Origin of the sequence: Nocardia sp. NPDC049190, from assembly GCF_040648115.1 — a bacterium.
In the GTDB taxonomy this organism is placed as follows: domain Bacteria; phylum Actinomycetota; class Actinomycetes; order Mycobacteriales; family Mycobacteriaceae; genus Nocardia.
The window spans coordinates 19,279-43,905 of sequence record NZ_JBEZDE010000032.1 but is presented as its reverse complement, the minus strand read 5'-3'; the positions used below and the strand labels follow the sequence as shown (position 1 = coordinate 43,905).

Annotated in this window: 17 protein-coding genes and 3 tRNA genes; 12 read left to right on the top strand and 8 right to left on the bottom strand. The window is 68.0% G+C overall.

Going from position 1 to position 24,627, the window contains the following annotated elements; all coding sequences use genetic code 11:
• Positions 1-50: 50 nt before the first annotated feature.
• Positions 51-1,802, bottom strand: coding sequence for a helicase HerA-like domain-containing protein (locus AB0B25_RS24380; protein ID WP_357183633.1), 1,752 nt, complete (start codon positions 1,800-1,802; stop codon positions 51-53).
• A 362-nt stretch (positions 1,803-2,164) separates the two neighbouring features.
• Between AB0B25_RS24380 and orn the strand changes: the two genes are divergently transcribed.
• Both orn and AB0B25_RS24370 read left to right on the top strand, forming a co-directional pair.
• Positions 2,165-2,776 (top strand): oligoribonuclease, encoded by a 612-nt coding sequence (gene orn, locus AB0B25_RS24375; protein ID WP_357183631.1) that lies wholly within the window; start codon positions 2,165-2,167, stop codon positions 2,774-2,776.
• Between the two features lie 89 nt (positions 2,777-2,865).
• A tRNA-His gene (locus AB0B25_RS24370) sits at positions 2,866-2,938 on the top strand.
• A gap of 276 nt (positions 2,939-3,214) precedes the next feature.
• On the opposite strand, the gene AB0B25_RS24365 is transcribed toward AB0B25_RS24370, so the two are convergent.
• Entirely contained in the window at positions 3,215-4,348 is a 1,134-nt protein-coding gene (locus AB0B25_RS24365) for an Ig-like domain-containing protein (RefSeq protein WP_357183712.1), read from the bottom strand.
• Positions 4,349-4,750: 402 nt separating this feature from the next.
• On the opposite strand from AB0B25_RS24365, the gene AB0B25_RS24360 reads away from it, so the two are divergent.
• The 3 genes from AB0B25_RS24360 to AB0B25_RS24350 all read left to right on the top strand — a co-directional run bounded on the left by AB0B25_RS24360 (position 4,751) and on the right by AB0B25_RS24350 (position 6,591).
• Positions 4,751-4,823, top strand: a tRNA-Lys gene (locus AB0B25_RS24360).
• A gap of 710 nt (positions 4,824-5,533) precedes the next feature.
• Positions 5,534-6,163 carry a transglycosylase SLT domain-containing protein gene (locus tag AB0B25_RS24355; protein ID WP_357183628.1) on the top strand — a complete coding sequence of 210 codons (630 nt, stop codon included), beginning with the start codon at positions 5,534-5,536 and terminating at the stop codon, positions 6,161-6,163.
• 113 nt (positions 6,164-6,276) lie between these two features.
• Positions 6,277-6,591 carry a hypothetical protein gene (locus tag AB0B25_RS24350; protein WP_357183625.1) on the top strand — a complete coding sequence of 105 codons (315 nt, stop codon included), beginning with the start codon at positions 6,277-6,279 and terminating at the stop codon, positions 6,589-6,591.
• A 72-nt stretch (positions 6,592-6,663) separates the two neighbouring features.
• On the opposite strand, the gene AB0B25_RS24345 is transcribed toward AB0B25_RS24350, so the two are convergent.
• Positions 6,664-7,143, bottom strand: coding sequence for a cupin domain-containing protein (locus AB0B25_RS24345; RefSeq protein WP_357183623.1), 480 nt, complete (start codon positions 7,141-7,143; stop codon positions 6,664-6,666).
• 462 nt (positions 7,144-7,605) lie between these two features.
• Between AB0B25_RS24345 and AB0B25_RS24340 the strand changes: the two genes are divergently transcribed.
• Positions 7,606-8,145 carry a DUF1992 domain-containing protein gene (locus tag AB0B25_RS24340; RefSeq protein ID WP_357183620.1) on the top strand — a complete coding sequence of 180 codons (540 nt, stop codon included), beginning with the start codon at positions 7,606-7,608 and terminating at the stop codon, positions 8,143-8,145.
• Here AB0B25_RS24340 and AB0B25_RS24335 read toward each other — a convergent pair.
• A complete protein-coding gene (locus tag AB0B25_RS24335; protein ID WP_357183617.1) occupies positions 8,134-8,598 on the bottom strand; it encodes a MarR family winged helix-turn-helix transcriptional regulator in 465 nt (154 codons plus the stop codon). The two genes, AB0B25_RS24340 and AB0B25_RS24335, sit on opposite strands and share 12 nt — an antisense overlap.
• A gap of 57 nt (positions 8,599-8,655) precedes the next feature.
• Between AB0B25_RS24335 and AB0B25_RS24330 the strand changes: the two genes are divergently transcribed.
• Complete coding sequence (locus tag AB0B25_RS24330; protein WP_357183614.1) at positions 8,656-9,633, top strand: pirin family protein; 978 nt, start codon at positions 8,656-8,658, stop codon at positions 9,631-9,633.
• A gap of 134 nt (positions 9,634-9,767) precedes the next feature.
• Positions 9,768-10,064: an excalibur calcium-binding domain-containing protein gene (locus tag AB0B25_RS24325; RefSeq protein ID WP_357079546.1), complete on the top strand. Its 297-nt coding sequence runs from the start codon at positions 9,768-9,770 to the stop codon at positions 10,062-10,064.
• 64 nt (positions 10,065-10,128) lie between these two features.
• On the opposite strand, the gene AB0B25_RS24320 is transcribed toward AB0B25_RS24325, so the two are convergent.
• Positions 10,129-10,350, bottom strand: a complete 222-nt coding sequence (locus AB0B25_RS24320) for a DUF3618 domain-containing protein (RefSeq protein ID WP_357079549.1) — start codon at positions 10,348-10,350, stop codon at positions 10,129-10,131.
• A gap of 176 nt (positions 10,351-10,526) precedes the next feature.
• Between AB0B25_RS24320 and bcp the strand changes: the two genes are divergently transcribed.
• A complete protein-coding gene (gene bcp, locus AB0B25_RS24315; protein WP_357183612.1) occupies positions 10,527-11,000 on the top strand; it encodes a thioredoxin-dependent thiol peroxidase in 474 nt (157 codons plus the stop codon).
• A gap of 65 nt (positions 11,001-11,065) precedes the next feature.
• Here the strand turns inward: bcp and AB0B25_RS24310 are convergent, their stop codons facing one another.
• A complete protein-coding gene (locus tag AB0B25_RS24310) occupies positions 11,066-12,304 on the bottom strand; it encodes a hypothetical protein (protein WP_357183609.1) in 1,239 nt (412 codons plus the stop codon).
• Positions 12,305-12,600: 296 nt separating this feature from the next.
• Between AB0B25_RS24310 and AB0B25_RS24305 the strand changes: the two genes are divergently transcribed.
• Positions 12,601-13,221 (top strand): TetR/AcrR family transcriptional regulator, encoded by a 621-nt coding sequence (locus AB0B25_RS24305; RefSeq protein WP_357079577.1) that lies wholly within the window; start codon positions 12,601-12,603, stop codon positions 13,219-13,221.
• Between the two features lie 36 nt (positions 13,222-13,257).
• Here the strand turns inward: AB0B25_RS24305 and AB0B25_RS24300 are convergent, their stop codons facing one another.
• Positions 13,258-13,704 (bottom strand): holo-ACP synthase, encoded by a 447-nt coding sequence (locus AB0B25_RS24300; RefSeq protein ID WP_357183607.1) that lies wholly within the window; start codon positions 13,702-13,704, stop codon positions 13,258-13,260.
• 76 nt (positions 13,705-13,780) lie between these two features.
• A complete protein-coding gene (locus AB0B25_RS24295; RefSeq protein WP_357183604.1) occupies positions 13,781-23,119 on the bottom strand; it encodes a fatty acid synthase subunit beta domain-containing protein in 9,339 nt (3,112 codons plus the stop codon).
• A gap of 387 nt (positions 23,120-23,506) precedes the next feature.
• On the opposite strand from AB0B25_RS24295, the gene AB0B25_RS24290 reads away from it, so the two are divergent.
• Together AB0B25_RS24290 and AB0B25_RS24285 are read left to right on the top strand one after the other, a co-directional pair.
• Positions 23,507-23,588: transfer RNA gene (locus tag AB0B25_RS24290), tRNA-Leu, on the top strand.
• Between the two features lie 258 nt (positions 23,589-23,846).
• Positions 23,847-24,020, top strand: a complete 174-nt coding sequence (locus AB0B25_RS24285) for a hypothetical protein (RefSeq protein ID WP_357183601.1) — start codon at positions 23,847-23,849, stop codon at positions 24,018-24,020.
• Positions 24,021-24,627 lie beyond the last annotated feature (607 nt).

The window sequence follows — 24,627 nt, the reverse complement described above, 5'->3', positions numbered from 1 at the left end:
CCGGGCACGCGCTCGGACACCCGGGGTCGGAGGTCCGGGTGCCATCCCGCTCAGCGCCTGCGGGTGCCGAAAATGCTGCGGCTGATCTCACGACCCGCCGCGGTCGCAGCCGACCGCAGGAAGCCTTTCACCGCGGGATTGCTCATGATGCGCTCGGCGGCGGACTCTTCCCTGCGCGTCGCGGCTCGCCCCGGTGGTGGGGCGGGTTCGGGATCCTGTGCCGCCGCCTCGACCTTGGCGGCGAGCAGCTCGTAGGCCGACTCCCGGTCGACGGTCTGTCCGTATTTGGTGGCCAGCGCGCTGGACAGGGCGCACGACTTGATCGCGTCCGCTCCGATGGTGTCCATCAGCGAACGTGGCGGCGCAATCCTGGTCCAGGCCACCGGAGTCGGCGCGCCCTGCTCCGAGAGCACCGTCACGATCGCCTCACCGGTACCCAGCGAGGTCAGCGCCTTCTCCAGGTCGTAGATCCTGGTCGTCGGGTAGGTGCGTACGGTCTTCGTCAGCGCTTTCTGGTCGTCCGGGGTGAACGCGCGCAGCGCGTGCTGGATCCGGGCACCGAGTTGGGACAACACCTGATTCGGGATGTCGGTGGGCAGCTGAGTGCAGAAGAACACCCCGACGCCCTTGGACCGGATCAGTTTGACGGTCTGCTCCACCTGCTCGAGGAACGCCTTCGAGGCTTCCGCGAACAGCAGATGCGCCTCATCGAAGAGGAAGACCAGTGTGGGCTTGTCCCCGTCGCCGACCTCGGGCAGCGTCTGGAAAAGGTCCGCGAGTACCCACATCAAGAAGGTGGAGAACAGCGCCGGTCGCGCCGCCTGCGTGCCCAGCTCGAACAGCGTGATCACGCCCTGTCCGCCCGCCACCCGCACCAGATCGGTCGGATCCAGTTCCGGCTCACCGAAGAATGTGTCGCCGCCCTCTGCCTCCAGGTTCACCAGCCCGCGCAGGATCACGCCCGCGGTGGCCGCGGAAACGCCGCCGATGCCCTTCAGGTCCTGCTTACCCTCGGGGCTGGTGAGATGGGTGATCACAGCGCGCAGATCCTTCAGGTCCAGCAGCGCGAGGCCGTTCGTGTCCGCCCAGTGAAAGATCAGGCCGAGGGTCGACTCCTGCGTCTCGTTGAGGCCGAGCACCTTACTGAGCAGCACCGGCCCGAACGAGGTGATGGTCGCGCGGATAGGCACGCCGATTCCGGTGGTGCCCAACGAGACGAACTCGGTCGGGAACCCGGCGGGCGCCCAGTCCTGCGTGCCGGACTGCGCGGCGCGCACGCCGAGTTCGTCGTCGGCGCGTCCCGGCCGACTCAAACCGGACAGGTCACCCTTGATATCGGCGAGCACGACAGGTACCCCGGAACGCGAGAGTTGTTCGGCAATGCCCTGCAGCGTCTTCGTCTTACCGGTACCGGTAGCGCCCGCGACCAGGCCGTGCCGGTTCATCATCCGCATCGGAATACGAATGCGCGCCGCGGGATCCACCTGTCCGTCGACCACCGCGGCGCCCAGTTCCAGTGCCGCGCCCTCGAATGCGTATCCCGCGGCGATCTGTGCGGCGGCGCTCGACAGCGCGGGCGCCTGCTTCGGCTCGACATCGGCTTTTGTGTGAGCTGCGGGTCGATCAGTCTTCCCGGTGGCATATTCCGGCGCCGCCGCACCACCGACTCGCACCCCAGCCGCTTCCTGCTCGGCGAGTTCGCGCTCCGCAGCTTCCGCGGCGGCGGCCGCCTCGTCCGCGACCCGCGCCGCCTCCTGCGCGGCCTTTCGCGCCGCGGCCGCCTTCTCTCGAGGGGTCGTCATCGCACGTCCTTCGTCTCGGCCTGACTCCGACTGCTTTGCGCAATATTTGCTGTCGCGCCGAAAACGCCCATGTCGATCTGAGAGAAACTCTATCTCCGCCGGTGAGGATAGGTAGCCGGACGACGATTGCTGTTTGCCGCGGCGTGCCGACGGCAGTGGAGTCGACCATCGCCCGCCTGCGGCCATACGCGATCCCGCGAACGCGGCCCCGTTCCGCAGGCACGGCGGGTTCGACCCCACTGATCCGCTCTCGTATCCGCCATATACGTGAGGGTGTATTCGGCGCGTGTGATATCGGAACGCGCTTCGACAACGCAGCCAGGTGAGCGCGGTCGGTCACCACCACGGCTACTGTGTCTCCAGTGAGCGACAAGTACGTGGTGTGGATGGATTGCGAGATGACCGGTCTGCTCCTGGACAGCGACAAGCTGATCGAGGTGGCCGCACTCGTGACCGACAGCGATCTCAACATACTCGGCGAGGGCGTGGACGTCGTCATCCACGCCGACGACGAGGCCCTCGCCGCGATGCCCGCGGTAGTCGCCGAGATGCACGAAAACTCCGGTCTGACCGACGAGGTGCGCCGCTCCACCGTGACCGTGGCCGAGGCCGAGCAACAGGTACTCGACTACATCCGCCAGTACGTTCCCACCCCCCGCACCGTGCCGCTGGCCGGTAACTCGATCGCGACCGACCGCGGCTTCATCGCGCGCGACATGCCGCTGCTGGACAACCATCTGCACTATCGGATGATCGACGTGAGTTCGGTCAAAGAGCTGTGCCGCCGCTGGTACCCGCGGATCTACTTCGGCCAGCCGGAAAAGGGGCTGACCCACCGCGCACTGGCCGATATCAAGGAGTCCATTCGCGAGTTGGAGTACTACCGGCGCACCGCGTTCGTCGCACCACCCGGGCCCTCCACCACCGAGATCGCCGCCGTCGCCGCCGAGGTCGGCGGGAGCACGGTGGAATAGCCCCAGGTCAATGGCCCGCCGGAAACCGATTAGGGACTAACAGGGGTGACGCGCTAATATCTACCGCGCCGGTTGTTCACCGGCCGATGGTGAGCGTAGTTCAGTTGGTAGAGCACCAGGTTGTGATCCTGGCTGTCGCGGGTTCGAGTCCCGTCGCTCACCCGAACAGCCCGGGAGGCTCCGAGAAATCGGATACTCCCGGGCTTTTCTTGTGCGCCCCACCGCCTTCGCCCCGGCGAGGCTCGGCTGCGCCAGGCATGGTGCTGTCACTACGCCGTGAAACGCTGAACGAGCCACGCCCTGCGCGAACACGACGCGGTCGTCGCATCCCTCTCGTGTCGAGAGCGTTACGACGACCGCGTGAACCCAAGTGGTCGGTGGCTGTTCGGCGTAGTCGGACGAAACAGCGTCGGACGAAACAGCGCAGCCGGACGAAACTCAGCGGTTGTCGTCCGCGTTGCCCGACTTCCAGGTCTGCCACGGAATATTCCAGTCACCCAAGCCGTCTATGCCGGACAGCGTGCCGCCCACGGTGTTCTTGACGATCGTGATGTCACCGCGCTTCGCGTTCTGATAAACCCACTGCGCGTTCGCCGGGCTGAGGTTCAGGCAGCCGTGACTGGTATTGCTGTAGCCCTGCTGACCGACCGACCATGGTGCGGAATGGAAGAAGATGCCGCTGTAGGACAACCGCGTCGCGAAGTCCACCGGCGTCTTGTATCCGTCCGGCGAGCCGACCGCCACACCGTAGGTCGAGGAATCCATGATGATCCGCTCGTGCCGGTCGGCGACAATGTAGATGCCGTTGTCAGTGGGTGTGCCGTCCTTGCCCATCGAGGTCGGCATGGTCCGGATCACCCGGCCGTTCTGCTCGACGACCACCTGCTTGGTGTTGTCGTCGGCGGTGAAGATCACGGCGTCGCCGACGGTGAAGGAGGAGTGGATGTTGTCCTGGCCGTACAGACCGTCGCCGAGATCACGGCCGTAGACGTTCACATCGATCGCGACCCGCGTCCCCGGCGCCCAGAAATGCTCCGGCCGCCAGCGCACCTCACGATTGTTCACCCAGTAGAACGCGCCCTCCACCGGCGGCTCGGTGGTGATCTTGATGGCGGCCTGCGCGGCCTTCCGATCCGGGATGTTCTCGTCGAACTGAACGGCCACCGGCTGACCGATGCCGACCACCTCGGCCTCGCCGGGTATCAGGTAGGGCTTGGTCTGATTGTCCGGCGAACTCGTGGTGAAACTCAGCGTCGTGGAGTTCGCGCCGCCGATACCGATCGCGTCCGCCGTCAGCCGGTAGGTCTTGCCGTAGCCGAGCACCTCGGTGGTCTCCCAGGACCGACCGTCCGCGGCCAGTTTGCCGCTCACCGACACGCCCTGCCGATTCGCCAGGCTGACATTGGTGAACCTACCGTCCTCGACCTTGAACGCCATCGGAACACCCGGCGAAACCCCCACCTCGCCGTCCTTGACCGGGGACAGCAACTTCGGCTTGATCAGCTCGGTGATCGGGTTGCGGTCGATCGCGACCTGGGCGGGCTTCGGGCCGGACGACGAACACGACGTCATGGCCAGCGCGGCCACGGCAAGCACGACAACAGCTCCCGCAATCTTTCGTGTCGACCACCGTGCGGTCGCCCCTCGCCAACCCTGACCAACGCTCATTTCAACCCCGTTTCAAGTCTCGGCGTTCGGAGAACACACCGATGGCTTCAGATACCAACCGCCTACGCCGTCACCCCGCCGTTGTGGGCGGGCGGTCGAGACCACAATCGGACATTCTGCCAGTACGTCACAACTACGCCAACGCGTATGCGAGGCCGACACAACAGCGTTACAACCGTGAGATCAGCACTGACGCCTCCGGTGTGACCCGCGCGAGAGAACATGACATCAACCCAGGTCAGAGCACGATTTCACTTCTACCGCCTCGGCCTGTTAAAGTTTGTCCCGCGCCGGAACGCACGGCGGGCGCCATTAGCTCAATTGGCAGAGCAGCTGACTCTTAATCAGCGGGTTCGGGGTTCGAGTCCCTGATGGCGCACAATCCGAAGACCGCGCTTTTGTCCGTTATCAGACGACAATCGCGCGGTTTTCTTTCGCCAGGCTAACGCCGATTCCCCGGATAGTCGTGCAACCTGGGCCGTTTCTCAGATGCACCACTGGTCTCAATTCGGACGCCGATACCCTGCTGCGAATGCCGAGAACCAGCATGTCGGCAAGAAAAATTTGTGACGTACCGCACATCAGGTTTAGCGACAAACTCCCAGCTTAGGTAACGGTTCAGCAACTACGGCGCGAGCGTTCCAAGATCATCAGCACCGCTCGTTCGCCACTCGTTAACCCTTTGTTCACCATGCGTGACCATTCTGCAATCAGGTCACAAAAGCGACCTGAAGTTTGGTTAGTCCGAGAAGTTGTGAACACCCATCGGAAAACGACCGCACGGAGGGCATCTGCCAGCCACGCGGTCGGCGGAGCGGAAACCGGCAACGGATCCGCAATACCCATTCTTCCGCCCGTCACTCCGCATCGAGGATACGGAGTTCCGAGCGACACCGCAGCCGAGGCCCATCCAGGGCGAGCCGGCACCGGACACGTCGCGTGCCCGGGGATCCGAGTATCCCCACAACCAAACCACACAACAGCACATGGCCAGATCGGCGATCGCCCACCAAGCGTCCGCCGAAAGGATCCGTGTTGCCCGAATGCGGCCGGATCGAAACAGTCCCCGATAAAGGAACCGATTTCGTAATGCCTGACATCCGCTTTTCCACTTTCCGACGTCCGTCGCTGCGCGAGAGCATCGCCGTTGCCTTCGCCGCCGCGGGTGTAGTCGCGGTAGCCGCCTCGTCCGCGGTGTCCGTCGCCGACGACAGCGTTCCGTCGCGCATCGCCATGGTGGCCGACGAGCAGCCCGCCGCCTCGCATGTCGCCGAGGCCGCGCTGGCCGTGCCCGCCCCCGCGGCGATCCCGGCACCCATGCCGGTCCCAGCACCCCCGGTCCCGGCCGCTGTGCCCGCGCCGATCCCGGCGCCGATGCCCGCACCGGCCCCGGCCTACGCGGACAACCTGGACGGCTGGATCCGGCAGGCGCTCGACGTGATGCGGGCGCACAACATCCCGGGCACCTACGAGGGCATTCACCGCAACATCATGCGCGAGTCCACCGGTAACCCCCAGGCCATCAACCTGTGGGACTCCAACGCCGCGATGGGCATCCCCTCCAAGGGCCTGCTGCAGGTGATCGACCCGACCTTCGCCACCTACCACGTCGAAGGCACCTCCTGGGACATCTGGGACCCGGTAGCGAACATCGCGGCCGCCTGCAACTACGCCGCCCAGCGCTACGGCTCGATGGACTACGTCGACAGCGCGTACTGAGCCGACCGGCGTGACGAAGCCTCCCTGTCCACGGACGGGGAGGCTTCGTCGCGTTCTGCCCGGTTCGCCTGGTCGACTAGGGTCGAGGCACCCCAACCCCGTGGACAAGTGCTATGACCGATTACGCCCACAGTGACACCGCGGCCAAGAGCCGTGCCGAGAAGGCGCGGCGGCTGGCGAGCTATCTCTGGCAGCGCGGCATCTCCGGCGCCGAACTGCTCGCGCTTCCCGCGCGCACCCGACGCAAGCTGGCCAGGGCCGCCGAGACCAACCCGCCGAGTACCGACGAGACCTGGGCGACGGTGGCCGAACTGTTGGATGAGAAAGACCGCTGGGCTGCCCGAAATCCGGACCATCCCGCGGCCACGCGTCAACACACCGACGAGAAGCTGCTGTGGGTGAAGCCGCCGATCGGCCCATGGTCGTGATCGCCCCGCGATTCCTGCGAAATCTGCTCTACCGCAATCCTTTTCACCAATACACACGGGCGCGGAATCGAGTCATGCACCCGCCGATGGGGCCGATCGCCAGTCGGGGAGGTTTTCGAAATGCACATCGTAGCGGTCCTGCTCAGGGAGAAGCGACGCGAATTCCGCCTCACCACGACTGATGGCGGCCAGCTGTTCGAAGTAACCGAACCGTTCGATACCAGGGCTGAGCACGACGACCACGTCGGCCATCTCCCCCGCCGCCGCACCGAAGACGTGCGGCAGGCCGGGCGGTACGACGACGAGTCCGCCCTTTCCCACCGTGGTGAGCGTGTCGCCGAGACGGAAAAGCATCGTCCCGTCCAGCATGTAGAACAGTTCGTGGGAGAGCTTGTGGTGGTGTGGTGGTGCGCCGTCGGCGCCGACGGCGAGGGTGAGCCGACTGGCGCTGACCGCGCCCCCATCGGCGAGCAGCTCGAACGCGCCGTCCGCGAGCGATGCCCTCGCCGCCTCACCAGCTTGCACCACCAGCGCGCTTGCCTTGGACTCCATAGTGACTCCTTCGATCGGACGTATCGCCTTCAGAGTCCAGGACAAAACAATCATCCTGATGCGTATCAATCCGCGAGTCGTTCACCGGCAGCAATAGCCCCGCGTGGCTGCGACCACGTCCATTCTAACTGCCGGACCTGGACATATTCGCACTGACCGACGGGTCGGAGACCGTCTCGGCCGCCGATGATCCGGCGTCGGTTCCGCCTCGCGGCCCTCGAACAACGAGGCTGCAGTCACTGCCGCTCGGGGCCCGGACGCACCTCGCCGAGAAGGCCCGGCGGCCGGCGAGCTATCTCTGACAGCCCTGCGTCTCAAGCCGGTGTCAGTGAGGGCCACCGATCGTCCTGCGGTCGTGATCGCGCCGCCGTTTGTCCAGAATTTGCTCTGCCACACTCACTTTCACGACTACTACGCACTTGCGTAGACTCAGGACATGCCCCCGCCGGCGATGCCGTCGCGATGACCGAGCGCAAGCCGTCCGATCTGGACTTCGAATCGTGGATCGACAAACAGATCCGCGAGGCGACCGAACGCGGAGAATTCGATAACCTCGCCGGTCAGGGCAAGCCGATCCCCGGTTCGGGCGCCCGCCTCGACGAGGACTGGTGGCTGCGGGAATATCTGCGCCGCGAGGGTGTCGGCGGCGATGCCCTGCTGCCCCCCTCCCTGCTGCTGCGTCGCGACGTCGAACGCCTGCCCGACACCGTGCGGGAACTGAACTCCGAGCGGCAGGTGCGGGACACGGTGGCCGAGCTCAACAAGCGGATCGTCGATTGGCTGCGGATGCCGTACGGTCCGTTCGTTCCGATCTCGCCGGTGCGCGCGGACGAGGTCGTCAGGTGGTGGCGAACAGGACTGGAACAGGAGCGAGCGAGCCGATCACCGAGCGCCCGGCCGTTGGCGGCGCGTCCGGATCGGACAGCGACCGAGCGCCGCCGCTGGTGGCATCGGCTGACCGGCCGCGGCACCCGCGGGCACGGCCGCCATTCAGGCACCTAGGTCGGCCACCCGCTCTGCCCCGGCGACCACCTTGTCCGCGAGCGCGCGCAATACCTGCGCCTCCGCCGCCGTCATCGGCTCGATGAACACCCGACGTACCAGATCCACATGATTCGGCGCGGCCCGCTCCAGGGCGAGACGTCCTTGCGGCGTGAGCTGAACTATCACCCCACGCGCGTCCTCTTCCGCGGGTCGGCGTTCGACTAGACCGCGGGCATCCATCCTGGCCAGATGCTTGGACAACCGGCTCTTCTCCCAGCACACCTCGGTGGCCAGCTCCTTGGCTCGCAGGCAGCCGTTCGGCGCCGCGGACAGCGCCACCATCAGCTCATAGTCCGCGAGGGAAAGACCATCCTCGGCCAACCCCGCCGAAATCGCCGCGTCCATCCGCTGACGCAGCCGCACATAGGCCTGCCAGGTCGCCTGCTCGTCGTCACTCAACCACCGGACCATGGGAATGAAGTGTAATCCCGTTTGGTTGACATGGACACTAACCCCGAGGAGGTTCCGATGCCCGCCATCACCGTCCCTGACATCATGGTCCTGCCGCGCCTGCCCCGCCCCGACGCGACCCTGCGCGAGCGAAAGGTCCGTGCCGTGGTGACCGCGCACACCCAGCGCGAAGGCGCGGGCTTCGAGGTCCACCGGCCGTTCCCCAGCGTGGATCTGCGCACCGCCGACCCGTTCATCCTGCTCGACCAGATGGGGCCGGTGGCCTACGAACCACATGAAGCCAAGGGCGCGCCCTGGCACCCACACCGCGGCTTCGAAACGGTGACCTACATGCTCGACGGCACGATGGTGCACCACGACTCCCACGGCGGCGGCGGAGTCATCAGCGAAGGCGACACGCAATGGATGACCGCGGGCTCCGGCATCCTGCACGACGAGGTCCCACCGGAGGAACTGGTCGTCACCGGCGGCTGGTTCCACGGTGTCCAGCTCTGGGTGAACCTGCCGCGCGCCCTGAAGTTCGCCGCGCCGCGGTACCAGGATCTACGTGGCAGCGACCTGACACTGGTGAGTTCGCACGATGGCGGCGCGTTGGTCCGGCTCATCGCGGGTGAAGTCGGCGGATTCGCCGGCCCCGGTTCCACCTACACGCCGATCGCCTACGCGCACGCTTCGATCACGCCTGGCGGCCGGTTGGAAACCCCGTGGCCGCAACAGTTTACGGCGATGGCGTATGTGCTGTCCGGCAGCGGCACGGTCGGCGCGGAGCGCAGGCCGCTGCGGGAGGGACAGCTGGCGGTTTTCGACCGAGGGGACGTGATTTCGATGACAGCCGATGCGCGCCAAGACAATCGGACCGGCGAGCTCGAGGTGTTGTTGCTCGGCGGACAGCCGATCAAGGAACCCGTTGTGCAGTACGGGCCGTTCGTGATGAACACCCGTGCGGAAATCATCGAAGCGATGGACGATTTCCAGGCCGGACGGATGGGAAACATCCCCGCCCAACACGTCAACGGCGAACAGCCGACCACCTGACCGACGCCCTGGCCGCTACCCCCCGATGCCCTAGTTCCCTCCCGCTACGGTTGACAAGAACGCTAGCCGTCACAACAGTGGATGCGGCGTCCGGTCGGACGCCCATCCACCGCAGCAACTACACAGAGGAATACATGAACGTTCGCCGGCTCACCGTCAGTGCTGCCGCCGCGGGACTGACCTTCATCGCGGCGCCCGCCGCCTTAGCCGCCCCTCCGACCGGTTCCTCCGGGACCGGCTCGTCGGCCGTCGACACCGGCTCCGCCGCGACCGGCTCCGCCGGTTACTCGCAGACCGGCTCGGCCGGGGGCACCTTCGCCAACTGCGACGAAGCCCGCGCCGCGGGCCGGGCACCGCTGTTCCGTGGCGAACCGGGCTACGGCCCGCAGCTGGACCCCGATGGCGACGGCTTCGCCTGCCCGACGGTCTGACCGACCGGTACAACGACGACACCCGGTATGGCAGCTGCCATACCGGGTGTCGTCGTTGTACGTCTCAGCGGAATATCTTGAGCACGACCAGCCCGGCGACCAGCGCCGCAGCGCCGATCAGACTGTATTTCACCTTCGGCTCGTTCAGCTTCGCGACCACGATCTGCTTGGTGTCGTCGGCGATCCGGTGCGGATCCGCGCGTACCGCGAGTTCGTCGAGCGTGCTCGCCAGCCGAGTGCGGGCGGCCTCGATGTCCCGTTCGATCCGCTCGGTATCCCTTGCCACGTTCAACCCTCCTGTTGTCGATTGCCGCGCCCGGGGCACGAATCACGCCGCATTCTCGGCCGTTCGCGGAACACCCAGCGCTCGCGGACGAGTGTATCCGGCCGCACACCGCACCAGCGGGCAGCGGGAGATCTCCCTTCCGCACAGCGTCCGAGCGGTCGGTTACCGTGCTGAAGGTGACCACCAACCAACGACTCTCCCCTGGCGACACCGCCCCCGAATTCACATTGCCCGATGCCGACGGCACAAACGTCTCGCTCGCCGATTATCGCGGCCGCAAGGTGATCGTGTACTTCTACCCGGCCGCGAGCACGCCCGGCTGCACCAAGCAAGCCTGCGACTTTCGCGACAACCTGGCCGACCTGAACGGCGCGGGCATCGACGTTCTCGGCATCTCGCCGGACAAGCCCGCCAAACTGGCCAAGTTCCGCGACAGCGAACAGCTGACCTTCCCGTTGCTCTCGGACCCCGACCGCACCGTACTCACCGCCTGGGGCGCATACGGCGAGAAGACCATGTACGGCAAGACCGTCGTCGGCGTCATCCGTTCCACCTTCCTGATCGACGAGGCGGGCAGGATCGAAGTGGCGCAGTACAACGTCCGCGCCACCGGACACGTCGCCAAACTGCGCCGCGACCTTTCGGTGTAGTCCGCACAGCGAAATGCCCGGCGCCGCACCGGCGCCGGGCCCGCGACCGCGCGCTGCCGATACGTCTACCGCACCTGCTGTGTCCCCCACTGCGCCATAGTGCGCAAGTGCTTGTCCCACCAGTCCGCGGCCTCCGGGGTGAACGCAGCCGGCGGCGGAGTCTCGCCGGGAAAAAGCAGCACACCATTGGGTGGGCCGACCTCGGTCACCGTTGGGGTCCCCGCACCGGGCACCAGTGCTGTCGAGGAGCTCGTCTGCGCCTCGTCGGGATCGGCGGGCTCCAGCGGCACCGGATCATCCTCCTGCAGATCACCCCAGTCCTGCGAGAAGGCGAAAGGATCCCTGGTGCCCGCCGTCGACTCCTCGAACGATCCAGCCGCCTCCGGACGCCGGGCCGCCCCTTGCTCACCCGCCCCGACGCCGGCCGGACCAGCGCTGTCGACCAGCCAGCCACCGGCGCTCACGCGCGCGTCGGCTGCCACCGCGCTGGATGTCGGCCCGCTGAACCCGTTCATCGCGTAGAAACCCCCGACAAGCATCCCGCCCGCCAGCACGCCGGCCGCCGCGAACAGCGCCGTTGCGCTGCGCACCCGACGCTCCTCGGCGACCGGCTCATCGACCTCGTCCACCTCCACCTGCGCGCTGGCCGCCGCACCCGCCGCGGCCGCGAAAGCCGCCATCCGGCACGGAATCACCGGAGCTCTGAAGCTGCGCACCGCGGCGAGCACCGCAGGTGCCCGACCTGCCGACCCGATGATCACCACCGCGTTCGGCTTCGTCGCGGCCAGTTCCAGCTGATCCGACGCCGCCGTCACCGCCGCGCCCAGCGACGTCGCGTTCGCTCCGCCCGCCCGGCCGACCGCGGCGAGCACCCGGCGCCGCCCGCGGTCTACCAGGGTGAACGCCTGATAGCCGGGCACGACCTCGCAGACCAGCAAGTTGTCGAACTCGTCGAGCCAGGTCATCATGCTCGCCACACTCAGGTGCGCCGACTTCGCCGAGACCATCGAGGCGGTGTGCCACGGACCGGCCGCCAGCCGGGTCACGATGGCACGCCGCTCAGCGGCATCCCGGTAGGTGACCGCCACGCCGCCGACTTCCCGGTCCGGCCCCAGCTCGGCGGCGAGGCCGTCCAGCGCGGTCTCGACCGCCGCCGCCATGTCCGCCTTGGTGTCACCGTGCGTCTGTTCGGTCCGGTGCAGCACCACGCGCTCGGACAGCTTCCCGCCATCGGCGAGCGCTACCGCGTGCACGGCGCCGCGTTCGGTGGAAACGCCGAGAGTTACCACAGATCGAGCTACCACTGACCACGCCTTCCCTCTGCGCATTGACCAGGCTCGCGAGCCAGCCGAAAGCCCTGAGCCCCATGGATTCCCCTGCTCGGAACACGCGTCGTGATGCACGCGCGCTCGGTATGTGTTCGACGCCACATTCGCTGTGGATGGGTAGCGAATTCGACAGACCTGAACAGACACAGCACGCACGCGTGTCGCGCGGGTGTTACTACCGTTAGCCTGGATGTGTGGAAGTACGCGCGGAGGCCAGGTCGAAGCAACGTCTGGACCCTGCGTTGGAGCTGCAGGACGACCCACAGGAGCTCATGCCGCGGCGCCGGCCGACGCAGGAACGCAGCAAACGCAAGTTCGACGCCCTGTTACAGGCGTCACGCGAACTGCTGGTCGAGGTCGGGTTCGAGTCGTTCACCTGTGAAGAGGTCGCGACGCGGGCCGAAGTGCCGATCGGCACGCTGTATCAGTTCTTCGCCAACAAGTACGTGATCGTCTGTGAGCTGAATCGACAAGATCTGGTTGCCGTTTCCCAGGAGCTGGCCGATTTCCACGGCGAGATCCCGTCACTGGACTGGTTGCGGCACATGAACCAGTTCGTCGATCATCTGGCCAATCTCTGGATGACCGACCCGTCCCGGCGTGAGGTTTGGCTGGCCATGCAGTCCACCCCGTCCACCCGGGCCACCGGCGCGATCCACGAGAAGGAGTTCGCCGAGGTCGTGTCACAGATGTTGCGGCCACTCACCCCGCGCACCCCGCGGGCGCGCCGCACCATGATGGCCGAAGTGCTGGTGCACGTGGTCTATTCGATGCTGAACTTCTCGGTTCAAGACGACCAGAGCAACGCGGAGGCGGTGTCGGAACTCAAGCGACTGATGGTCGCCTACCTGCTCGTCGCGGAAAAGGAATCGCGCACCGCCAGCGAGCGCTAGCGGGTGATCCCGGCAGGAGCCGGGATCACCGCGCCTTCAGTTCGTTCCTTTTGTTCCTTCGCCGCTTTCGACCTGTTCGTCACGCTCGCCCGGGTCCTCCAGTACGACCATGGCAGCCGCGGTGTCGCCGTCGTGCGTCAGAGACAGGTGCACCTTCACCCGCGGAAGGAACTCGGCGGCCAGACCGTGCAGCTTGATGCTCGGCCGGCCCCACGCGTCGTTGACCACCTCGATCAGCGGATAAGGGTTGTCGCCGATCTGCGGGCTGCGGGCGAACCGCGACGCGGCCCAAGCTTTGATCACCGCCTCCTTCGCCGCCCAGCGCGTCGCGTAGCTGCGTGCCGGGTCGGTCCCTTTGCTCTGGCAGTATCGCCGCTCTCCCGCCGTGAAACTCTCTCGGAGCATGGTTGTTCCGGCGCGTTCGAGCTGTTCGGCGAACTCGGAGATAGTCACCAAGTCCAAGCCGATACCGAGGATCGTCATAGCCGGGCAGCCTACGACCTGGGGTCCGCGCCGGTGCGCGGACCCCGTGCGACGAGTTGCCCTGCCGCTGATACGGTCACGCGCATCCGAGCCCGTTCGCCCGGTACGCGCCGTCACGCCCGAGGCGCGCCTCCGGCGTGAGCAGCATGTCGGCCTCCAACTGCCGGCTCCGCTTGGCAGGGGTGCCATCCGCGCCGAGACGGCGATCCGCGGGACGCTCGTACAGCGGCGTGCCACCACACATGGCCTCGGCGAACCGCTGCCGGCCCGCCAGCTGACGCTGCTGCGCCCTGCGCTGGTACTCCTCGCGCCGCCCCGGCTCGATGGCCTGGATGAATGCCTCCGGATGCACCACGGCGAGCAGGCCGGAGACGTGCCCGAAGCCGAGCGAGGTCACCAGACCCGCCTTGAGCGGGAACCGGTCGCCGAAGCGCAGCGGCTCACGCACCCACACCAGGTGCGGGTACTCCTGCATCTTGTCATCGACACAGTCGAGGCTCCGATTCGGCGGCACCACACCGTTTTCCAGCACCTGGCACAGGCCGATCAGCTGGAACGCGGCCGCCCCGCCCTTGGCATGCCCGGTCAGGCTCTTCTGCGAGACGACGAACAGCGGGGCGCCCTCCGACCGCCCGATCGCGGTGGCGAGCCGCTCGTGCAGTTCGGATTCGTTCGGGTCGTTGGCTCCGGTCGAGGTGTCGTGCTTGGAGACCACCGCGATGTCGTCGGGCTGCACACCGAGCTTGCGCAGTTCCGCGACAAACCGCGATTCCCGCCCACCACGACCCGCGCCGAGCGCGCCGAGGCCGGGCGCCGGGATCGAGGTGTGCACGCCGTCGGCGAACGACTGTGCGAACGCGACCACGCCGAGTACCGGCAGGCCGAGCTCCACGGCGATGTCACCACGGGCGAGCAGCACGGTGCCGCCGCCTTGCGACTCGACGAACCCGCCGCGGCGGCGATCGTTGGCCCGAGAGAAGTACCGGTCGCTGATGCCCTTCGCGCTCATGGTCGCCGAGTCCGCGGTCGCCGACATGTCACCGAAGCCGACGATGCCCTCGATTCCGAGGTCGTCGTAGCCACCGGCGACCACCAACTCCGCCTTGCCGAGCCGGATCTTGTCCATGCCCTCCTCGACCGACACCGCGGCAGTGGCGCAGGCCGCCACCGGATGCACCATCGCGCCGTAGCTGCCGACGTAGGACTGCACCACGTGCGCCAGCGCCACGTTCGGCAGCGCCTCCTGCAGGATGTCGTTCGGACGCGACTCGCCGAGCAGGTTGTCGATGTAGAGCGAACGCATCGAGGACATGCCGCCCATACCGGTGCCCTGTGTGTTGGCCACCAGCGAGGGATGCACCCAGCTCATCAGTTCGGCCGGACTGAAACCGGAGCTGATGAACGCGTCCACCGTGCACACGATGTTCCACAGCGCGACCCGGTCCACCGAGGCGGCCATATCCGCCGAAATGCCCCAGATGGTCGGATCCCAGCCGGTCGGGATCTGACCGCCGACGGTGCGCGACAGCTTGGCCCGACGCGGCACCCGGATCTCGGTGCCCGCCTTCCGCGTCACGGTCCAGTCGCCGGAATCGGCGACCGGCGTGATCACCGTGTGCTCCGGGGCGGCGGCGTAGAAGGCGCGCGCCTCGGCCTCGCCGCCCACCGTGAACGACAGATCCTGGTCGAGGAAGACCGAGGTCATCAGCGGAGCTGTCACCTTGCCGTCGTCGCCGGCGGTCATGGCGCCGTCGTCCTCGTAGCGGCGCACACCGCAGCGGGCGACCACCGTGTCGTGGTACCGCTCGGCCACCTCGTGTTCGGGCACGTAGTCGCCGGACTCGGCGTCGTACCACCCCGGCTTCGGGTCGTTCTCCCAGGTGATCAGGCCGGTGGTCCAGGCGAGTTCCAGCACGCCCGCGGCCGACAACTCGTCGGAGACCTCCATCTCGAACCGGGTGCGCGCCGAGCCGTACGGGCCCAGCTCACCGGCGCCGACGATGACCACCATGTCGGCGAGATCGGCGGTGACGCCGTCGAAATCCGGCACCGGCAGCGCCGAGGTCATGGTCGGCGGCGTCGGCAGCACCGCGATCGTCCGTGCCGCGTCGGCATGAGCGGTCTCGGCTTCGGCCTGCTCCGCGGCCTGCTTGGCCAGCGCGGGCAGATCCAGCTTGGCCTTGGCCAATCCTCCGGTCAGGTCGATCTGCTCCGGACCGGTCACGGTGACCTGGCGGGCACGCGAGGTGCACCACTTGAGCAGCTCGTCGGCCATCTCGGTGGTGGACCAGGTGTGTACCCCGGCCTCCTCGACCGCGGCGACCATCGGGTCGTTGTGACCCATCAGGCTGGTGCCACGCACCCAGCCGATCAGCGCGTGCACCAACGTGACCCGCGACGACCACGACTTCTCGACCCGCCACTTGGCGACCACCGCATCCAGCGCCGCCTTCGCCTCGCCGTAGGCTCCGTCGCCGCCGAACAGGCCGCGGTTGGGCGAACCGGGCAGCACCACATGCAGTTTCGCGTCCACATCGTGGTCGGCGCCCAGCGTGGACAGTCCGCCGATCAACCGCTCGACCGACCAGAGCAGTACCCGCATCTCCAGTTCGGCGCGGGCGCCGGCGTCCGCGAGGTCACCGGCCACCCGCGGCGCCGCGAACGGCAGCAGCAGGGTGGGGGTCATCGCGCCCTTGATCTTGATCTTCGCGCCGCCCGCACTGTCGACCTGCTCGGTGCCCACCCAGTCGATCAGCGCGTCGATGTCCTGGTACGACGCCATATTCGCCGGCACGACCCAGAGTGCGGCGCCGTGCCGGGCGTTCTCCCGGTACAGCTTCCGATAGAAGCCGAGACGCGCGTCGTTCAGCGACGAGGTGGTGACCACGACCGTGGCGCCGCCGCCGAGCAGGCGCCCGGCCACCGCCGCCGCGATGGATCCCTTGCTCGCACCGGTGACCACCGCGACATCCGAGGACCAGAGCCCGGGCTCTTCGGTGCTCAGCGCCGCTTCGGCGATGCGCTCGTAGAGCCGGGCCAGCACCGAGCGCGCCTCGCCCATGGCGCGCTGACGCCACCAGTTGGCCTGCGCCGCGACGGCTTCGCCCGCACCCAGGAATCCGGTCACCGGTCCCTCGGCGGAGCCGATGTCGTCGAGCAGCCACAGCCGGGCCAGATCCTCACGCGCGGTGGCCCACCGGTCGTCCAACAGCACCGCTTTGCGCGCGTCGAACGCGGGGGCGACCAGGCGCGGCCAATCCGAGCCCAGTTCGGCCGACACCAGTTCGACCAGCGAGTCGTCGGTCGCCTCCGGAGCGGACACCCGCTCGGACAATCCGAGCTGCTCGAGCACCACCCGCGCGGCAGTGGCGAGCACGCCGTCGCGTCCGGTGATCTGCTCGGTGAACTCGCCGAGCGCGGCCGCGTCGACGGTCGCGCCGCCACCACCGCCTACCGCGGGCAGCGACACCGCGATCCCGCGACGAGCCGCGACGGCTTGCACAGCGGCGTCGATGGCCGCGTCGACCGAGGCGGCGTCGCCCAGCGAGCCGGACACCAGCCCGCCGAGATCGCCGCCGCGCACGCTGGCGCCTTCCCTGGTGCCGAGCGACACCTCGGTGGTCACGTGGCTGGCCCAGCCATCGCCGAGTTCCCACACCTTCTTCACGCGCTCGGCGATCGCCGCGGGGCGCTTGCCGGACGGACCGAACACCTTGCGCAGGTGGTCGCCGACCGCGTCGCTCAAGACCGAACCGAACGGCTTGTAGGTGCGCGCCAGACGCTCCACCGTGGCCGAGAGCGCACCCATGTCCGCATCGGCCGCGCCGTCGATCGCGCCGAGCGACAGCTCCGCGCCGAGGTCGACCAGCAACTGGTTGCGTCGCGACGAGACGCCGTCACACAGGCCCTCGATGGTGTCCACCGGACCGATCTGGTCCAGCCGCAGTTTGGTCCACAGCGCGATCAGCACGCGGGTGGCGTCGGCGGCGGTGAATGCGATGTCGTCCGGACGCGCGCCACCCGAACTCGGTGCGGGCGCGGCGACCGGGGCGGCCGCAGCGACCGGGGCCGCGGTGGTGGTGGCGGTGGCCACCTCCTCCACCGGCTCGTCGACCGGTGCGGGGTCGGTGTCGGTCGAGTACACGATCGCGGCCTCGCGCTCGATATTGAGCACCTCGATCTTGGCGCCGCCGAACGCCGGCAGCTTCAACGTCTGGCTGGCGAGGTTGGCCACCGTCGGCGTCGCACCGAGACCGATCTCGATGAACCGCTCGACGCCGAGGCCGCCCTGCGCGGGATCGGTGAACAGCAGGTCCTGGGTCTCGATCCAGCGCACCGGGCTGGCGAACTGCCACGCGAGCAGCTCGATCAGCACGACCCGGCACAGGTCGGTCGGCCGGGCCGCCCAGCTGTCGAAGTCGGTGAGCACCTCGGCCAGCGGCTCGGAGGGCACCAGGTCCGCGATTTCCTGGACGAAGGCGCGCTCCAGCGAGAACGGCTTGGGCACCAGGTTCGGGATGTAGCGCCCGAGCAGGGTTTCCGGCTGCAGATCCGCGGGCAGCAGTTGCGCGAGCTTCTGCCGGAACTCCGGGACACCCTTGCGCAGGACGGTGGAGTGGAATGGCACGTCGATGCCGGGCACCACGATGAACGCCCGTCGACCGCCGAATTCCGCACGGCGCCGGTCGATCTCCTCCTCCAGCGCCGCCAGGCCCGCCACCGTGCCGGCGATCGCGTACTGCGAGCCGCGCAGGTTCAGGTTGACCACCTCGAGGAATTCACCGACCCGCTCGCCGATGCCGTTGACGAAGTCGACCACCTCGTCGTCGGGCAACCCGATCTGGGAGGGGCGGATGGCGGCCATCTGGTAGTCGCTGCGGCCCTGCGCATCCCGCGGCACCAGCTCGTGCATGGACGAGCCGCGCTGGAACACCACCTCCAGCACCGCTTCCAGCGGTAGCACCCCGGCGACGGCCGCGAGCGCGTTGTACTCGCCGACCGAGTGGCCCGCCAGCATCGCGCCCTCGACGAAAGCGCCCGACTCGCGCAGCTCCGCCACCTGAGCGACGCCCAGGGTGGCCATGGCGGCCTGGGTGAACTGGGTCAGGTGCAGCACGCCGTCCGGGTGCCGGTGTTCGACGCCGCGCGCCTTCAGGTAGGTCGGGTTGTCCCGCACCACGGCCAGGATGGAGAAGCCCAGCGCCGCGCGGGTGTGCTTGTCGGCGCGCTCCCAGATCTCCTTGGCGGCCTTCGAGCGGGAGCGGGCGTCCAGGCCCATGCCCTTGCGCTGAATACCCTGGCCGGGGAAGGCGTAGACGGTCTTCGGCGCCACGGTGCGACCGGTCGCGGTCATCACCAGGTCGCCGTCGGTCCGGCAGGAGACCTCGACGATCTCGCTGCCCGCGTCGATCGCGACTCGCTCGACGCGCACGTCGATCTCCGCGCCGGGGCGGACCATCCCGAGGAAACGGGTGGTCCACGCGGTCAGCGTCCGCGCGGGAGCCGAGCCGGCCGGATCGACCGCGGACACCGCGTGCTGCGCGGCGGCCGACAGCCACATGCCGTGCACGATCGGGCTGCCGAGGCCGGCCAACTTCGCCGCGGAATCGCTGGTGTGGATCGGGTTGTGGTCACCGGAGACAGCGGCGAACGCGTGCATGGCGCGCGGCGCGACGATGGTGACGTCGCGACGACGCCGGCGCGGGGTGTCGGTGGCCGAGTCGGACACTGTCCCCGCCGCGCGCGGCGGATCGGTCAGCTGGCCTGTCCCGGTGCGCCCGCGGATCGCGAACCGCTCGGTGAGGGTGGCCAGCACCGGCATGGACATCCCGGTCTCGGGCTTGTCCAGCATGGCGGTGATACGTACGTGCACCTCGACGACCCGGCCGAGGTCGGTGTCGAGCGTCTCGCCCGCCTCCGCACGGACCGCGAGAACGCTGGTGTCGGCGGGAAGTTCGCTGGCGAGGTGGATCTGGTGGTCCAGGTGGACCAGGTCGAGCATGCCCTCGATGACGCTCTCGTCCTTCGAGGTGCGCGCCGCGCCGAGCACCGCGAACACGGCCGGCCAGCAGGCGCCGACCAGCACGTCCGGCGCGATGCGGCCCAGCGTGCTCAGCGTGGCGGGCAGACCGGAACCGGTGACGCCCGCGTGGTCGGCGATGAGGTCCGGCGTCCAGGCCAGGTTCAGGTGCGCGACCTTGCCCTTGACCTCCGGCAGCGACTGTCCCGCGGCGACCGCGAGCAGCGCGGACATGGCCTCGTCCGCGTCGGCCTCGGTGACCACCGGGGCCGCGCCGTTGTAGGTGGACACCGGAACGGTGATGCGGATCCGAACCACATTGCCCGCCAGCAGAGGAACGGTCAGCTCGACATAGGAATGCTCTTGCTCGGGACCGGTGGTCTCGGACAGTGTCGCGCCGCTGGGCGGGTGCACCGCACCCTTGCCGTCGACGACCCACTCGGACAGGTCGCCGAGCCGGTGCACCGGGCTGATGGTGGTGCGCCCGGCCCACTGGACGTCGGGTGCGGCGAGCACGGCGTCGATCGGACCGCTGGTGATACCGGCGGTGCGGCGCGCATCGATCGCGGCGGGCACGACGCCGGCGCGCACCAGCGAGTACGCGGTGTCCTGTTCGAAGCGGTCGAGCAGCTCGCCAACCGGCTCGTCGACCCGGGTGATGCCCGCGACCGCGACGGTGCCCGGAATGATGCACACCTGGTCGGCCGAGTACCGCGGGTCATGCGCTTGCCACAGTGAATCCGAACGCCACCAACGGCGCACGTCGCCGTCGACGACCGGGACGAAGTTCACCGGCTTGCCGGGCGTCTTGCACAGCGACACGAAGAACGGAACGTCGGCCGGGTGCAGCAGGGCGTGCGCGATGGCCGGGTACCGCTCCTTCAGCGTGCACAGCGCGGCGACCGGGTTCTCGAAGTCCTCGTCGCTGGGGAACAGGGTGGGGATCTCGCCGCGGTCGGCCGGGTGCAGCCGGGATTCGGTGCGGCGCATCATCTCCGCGAAACGGTCGCGCCAGGTGATGTCCAGCCAGACCGAGCGGGTGGCGTCGGCGATGGCCTCGCCGAGGTCGCTGCCGCAGTCGAAGTCCTTGCGACGGTCCAAGCCGACGGCGAGTTCGACGTAGCGCTCCAGCCAGTCCTGGTAGGTCATGGTCGCCACATCGCCGAAATACGGTTTGGCGGTGGCGTTCAGCGCCGCGATGATCTCGTCGCGGCGCGCGGCGACCGCGTCGGCGTCGCCCGCGACCTCGTCGAGCAGGCGGCCGGTGCGGGAGGCCGCGTTGTCGATCTCGTGGATGTCGGCGCCCAATTGACTACGACCCGACGCCATTCCACCCGACGCGGTGCCCGCGCCGACCCAATCCGGCGTGCCGGGGGTGTCCACGAGCAGCTGCTTGACCTCCGGTGCGGTGGTGGCCTCCAGCGTCGCCATGGCCGCGGTGCCGATCAGCACACCGTCCAGCGGCATCTCGGGGTAGCCGTGTGGAACCGCCCATTCACCGGTGAGGTACTGCGTCGCGCGTTCGGGCGTGCCGATGCCGCCACCGACGCACACCACGACGTTGGCGCGATTGCGCAGTTCTGCGTAGGTGCTCAGCAGCAGATCGTCGAGGTCCTCCCACGAGTGGTGGCCACCGGCCTTACCGCCCTCGATGTGCATGATCACCGGATAGTCCCGGACCTCGTCGGCGATCCGCAGCACCGCCCGGATCTGGGCAACGGTGCCCGGCTTGAATGCGACGTGCGAGATACCGACTTCGGTCAGTTCCTCGATCAGCGCGACGGCTTCCTCCAACTCGGGAATGCCCGCGGTCACGATGACACCGTCGAACGGAGCGCCCGCCGTGCGGGCCCGCTGCACCAGGCGCTTACCGCCCAGCTGCAGCTTCCACAGGTAGGGGTCGAGGAACAGCGAGTTGAACTGCACCGCGCGACCGGGTTGCAGCAGCGTCTTCAGCTCGGCCACCCGGTCGGCGAAGATCTGCTCGGTGACCTGACCGCCACCGGCCAGTTCGGCCCAGTGACCCGCGTTGGCCGCGGCCGCGACGATCTTCGCGTCGACCGTGGTCGGAGTCATGCCCGCGAGCAAAATCGGTGAGCGTCCGGTCAGCTTGGTGAACGCGGTCTCGACCACGATGCGCCCGTTGGGCAGCCGCACCGGCCGTGGCGCGAACGCCGACCACGAGGTCGCCGGCTCCGGCGCGGCGCCCGGCGTGAGCAGGCTGCGCTGCCCGGCACGGGTGGCCGCCGCGATGATCCCGACGCCGGTGCCCTTCAACGAGCCGGAGGTGACGCGGGACAGCAGATCACCAGGGCCGAGGTCCAGAATCCATTGCGCACCCGCGGAAATTACGTCATCGACCACGTCGACCCAGTCGATCGGATCCACCAGGATCTGCCGGGCCAGTTCGCCCGCCAGCTCGGCGTCCACGCCGCACTGGGTGGCCCAGCCGGTGACCAGGTCGACGGTGTCGGCCAGCGCAGGGTGATGGAACGCCACATCGACAGCCACGTCTTCGAAGACCGGCGCGAACACCGCGCCGCCGCGCACCTTCGCGTCCCGCTCACGTGCCTGTTCGTCGTGGATCTGCGCACACCGCTGGCGCACCCGCTCCAGCTGCGCCGGCGCACCGGACAACACCGCGCGACGACGACCGTTGCGGATCGAGACCACCGCGGCCGCGGCCGGATCGATGCCTTCACTTACCTCGGCCACCACGGCCCGCAACTGCTCGGGGTCGACGTTCGACACCGCGACCATCGGCGAGCGATCGCCCACCGGCATCAGCCCGCGCCGGCGCGCGACCAGACCAGCCGCCGCGCCGATCAACTGCGCCACGGCCAACAGCTCGGCGTCGCGCTCGCCGCCCGCCTCGACCGCGGCGGCCGCCAACAGACCCTGCGAGTGCCCGACGACCGCGGCGGGCGCGTGCTCGGACGCGTCCAGTCCCTGCAGCCGCAGCGCCCGCACCGCGGCCACCTGGGTCAGCAGCACGCCAGGCATCGACACCGCGGCCGACCGCAGCACCCGCTCGGACGGCGCGGCGGAGACCTCGCCCTCGTCGGTGTCGGCCAGCTCGTTCTCCAACATCCAGCCGATCGGGTCGAAGCCGACCGGCCGCACCACGAGCAATTGCGCCGCGACCGGCTCGAGCAGCGCGGCCGCCTCGTTGACCAACGCGGTCAGCTCCGGCTCCAAAGCGCTGTCGCGCCCGATCTCCTCCAGCTCGCCGAGCCACTGCGCACCTTGGCCACCGAAGGCAAGCGCATACGGAACGCCATCCAGCAGACGATCCAGCAGCGGCGACCGCGCACCAGCGGACGCGGCCTTCCCGGCGGCCGCGGCCGCCTTCGCGCTCTGTCCGGTCCCGGTCTCGGTGCTCTCGTTGATCGTCAAGACGCTTCGACTTCCTTCTCCGTGCGACATGCCCTTGGCGACACGCCGCTCCCTCTGGGTGTACGGGTGATCGCAAGCAATCGGCCTGATATTGGCGAGGATGACACAAAATCATGAGGAAATCCTCACGTTTGCCCCCGGGCGTCGGGGCTACCACCGAGTATTTCGGTACTTCCGTACCAAAATAGTCAGAAGCACGCCCCTTCCTCATGTTTGAACCCGCTGGTCCATCGGGTTACCAACGCGTACGAAACATGAGTTCTCCTCATGTTGATAGTTTCCAAATTGTTATAATCGCAGGTGGGGTTACTGACGGGTACGCCACACCCACCCGATGCTGCGCGATGACCGATACGCCCGGTAGAGTTTGGACGGTCGTACCATCAAGCGCGAGTGGCGAAATTGGCAGACGCGCCAGATTTAGGTTCTGGTGTCCACGGACGTAGGGGTTCAAGTCCCCTCTCGCGCACAGGTTCACGTCAGATGTGACACACATCCGTGCTCTCTGTGTAAGTGCCTTCGCACACGAACCGCTACCCGAGACCCGAACGGCGGAGCCCGCCTATGGTGATGTCGTCTACGGGATTTGCACTGTCGGCGACGGGGGCCGCCTCCTCGACAAGATCAGTTTCGCCGCCGTGGACTGGCCGCCTGGAACCGACCTGCCTCGCCGCCGAAGTGCTGCTGACCCGCCCGGCCCAGGACGGACAGGCCGTTATCGCCGCGGGTGGGCGAACTTCCACATCCCGTATCGGCTGCGGCGGCAGGTGAGCTGCTCGTCGGCGACCGCACCCTGCTCATCGGGCACCGCACCCGCAACCAGTTGTTGATCCACCCACCCGCCGCGCTCGATGAGTTGCGCGCGGCCAGCCTGCGACTGACCGGGCCGCCACGACGATGACGACACCGACACAGCATGCGGCGAGCGCGGAAACCGTCGCTGCCGCGCGATTGCTGCTGTCCAGATGGGCATCTCTCCCGCCGATCTCGTCACCACCGGCGCGAATGTTCCCACCTTCGGCGAGGTCGTTCCGAAAGTACGGGCGCAGTTATTGGCGGGCCGCTGCGCACCTACAACACCCACTTCGACCACCTGCGCGACGCCTGGCGTGATCACCGCCTCGAAAACCGACGAAAACCGAGCTGGATGAGATGGCACGCACCAACCGACCCGCACCCTCCCGCGGCGGCACCAGCGCCATCGAGCATTCACCGGTGCGGTGCGATGCGTGTACCTCTACGCCTAGGACAACGGGACCCGCCCGGGGTGCGGCAACCCTGCCCGCCCACTCACCATGCCCGTACGACGCCCCTCCCCACCGCTACGCCATCCCATCGAACCAGCTGGCCGAGATCTGCCAGACCGCGCTACTACCGGCGATGCCCCCGAACTCGACGCCCACGATCCTGCGCCCGCACATCGAAACCGCCTGCCGCCGAGGCGGCGCCCTCGCACTACGCACCCACGACCTCAACCCCGACCAATGCCTGATGATCTACCCTGGCAG

Bases quoted from the DNA above. Each gene is read 5' to 3' on its own strand.
- AB0B25_RS24380 (WP_357183633.1), bottom strand. From the start codon at position 1,802: ATGACGACCCCTCGAGAGAAGGCGGCCGCGGCGCGAAAGGCCGCGCAG.
- AB0B25_RS24350 (WP_357183625.1), top strand. From the start codon at position 6,277: ATGACCGATTACGCCCACAGTGACACCGCGGCCAAGAGCCGTGCCGAG.
- AB0B25_RS24365 (WP_357183712.1), bottom strand. From the start codon at position 4,348: ATGACGTCGTGTTCGTCGTCCGGCCCGAAGCCCGCCCAGGTCGCGATC.
- AB0B25_RS24325 (WP_357079546.1), top strand. From the start codon at position 9,768: ATGAACGTTCGCCGGCTCACCGTCAGTGCTGCCGCCGCGGGACTGACC.
- AB0B25_RS24355 (WP_357183628.1), top strand. From the start codon at position 5,534: ATGCCTGACATCCGCTTTTCCACTTTCCGACGTCCGTCGCTGCGCGAG.
- AB0B25_RS24340 (WP_357183620.1), top strand. From the start codon at position 7,606: ATGACCGAGCGCAAGCCGTCCGATCTGGACTTCGAATCGTGGATCGAC.
- AB0B25_RS24300 (WP_357183607.1), bottom strand. From the start codon at position 13,704: ATGACGATCCTCGGTATCGGCTTGGACTTGGTGACTATCTCCGAGTTC.
- AB0B25_RS24335 (WP_357183617.1), bottom strand. From the start codon at position 8,598: ATGGTCCGGTGGTTGAGTGACGACGAGCAGGCGACCTGGCAGGCCTAT.
- AB0B25_RS24345 (WP_357183623.1), bottom strand. From the start codon at position 7,143: ATGGAGTCCAAGGCAAGCGCGCTGGTGGTGCAAGCTGGTGAGGCGGCG.
- AB0B25_RS24305 (WP_357079577.1), top strand. From the start codon at position 12,601: ATGCCGCGGCGCCGGCCGACGCAGGAACGCAGCAAACGCAAGTTCGAC.
- AB0B25_RS24330 (WP_357183614.1), top strand. From the start codon at position 8,656: ATGCCCGCCATCACCGTCCCTGACATCATGGTCCTGCCGCGCCTGCCC.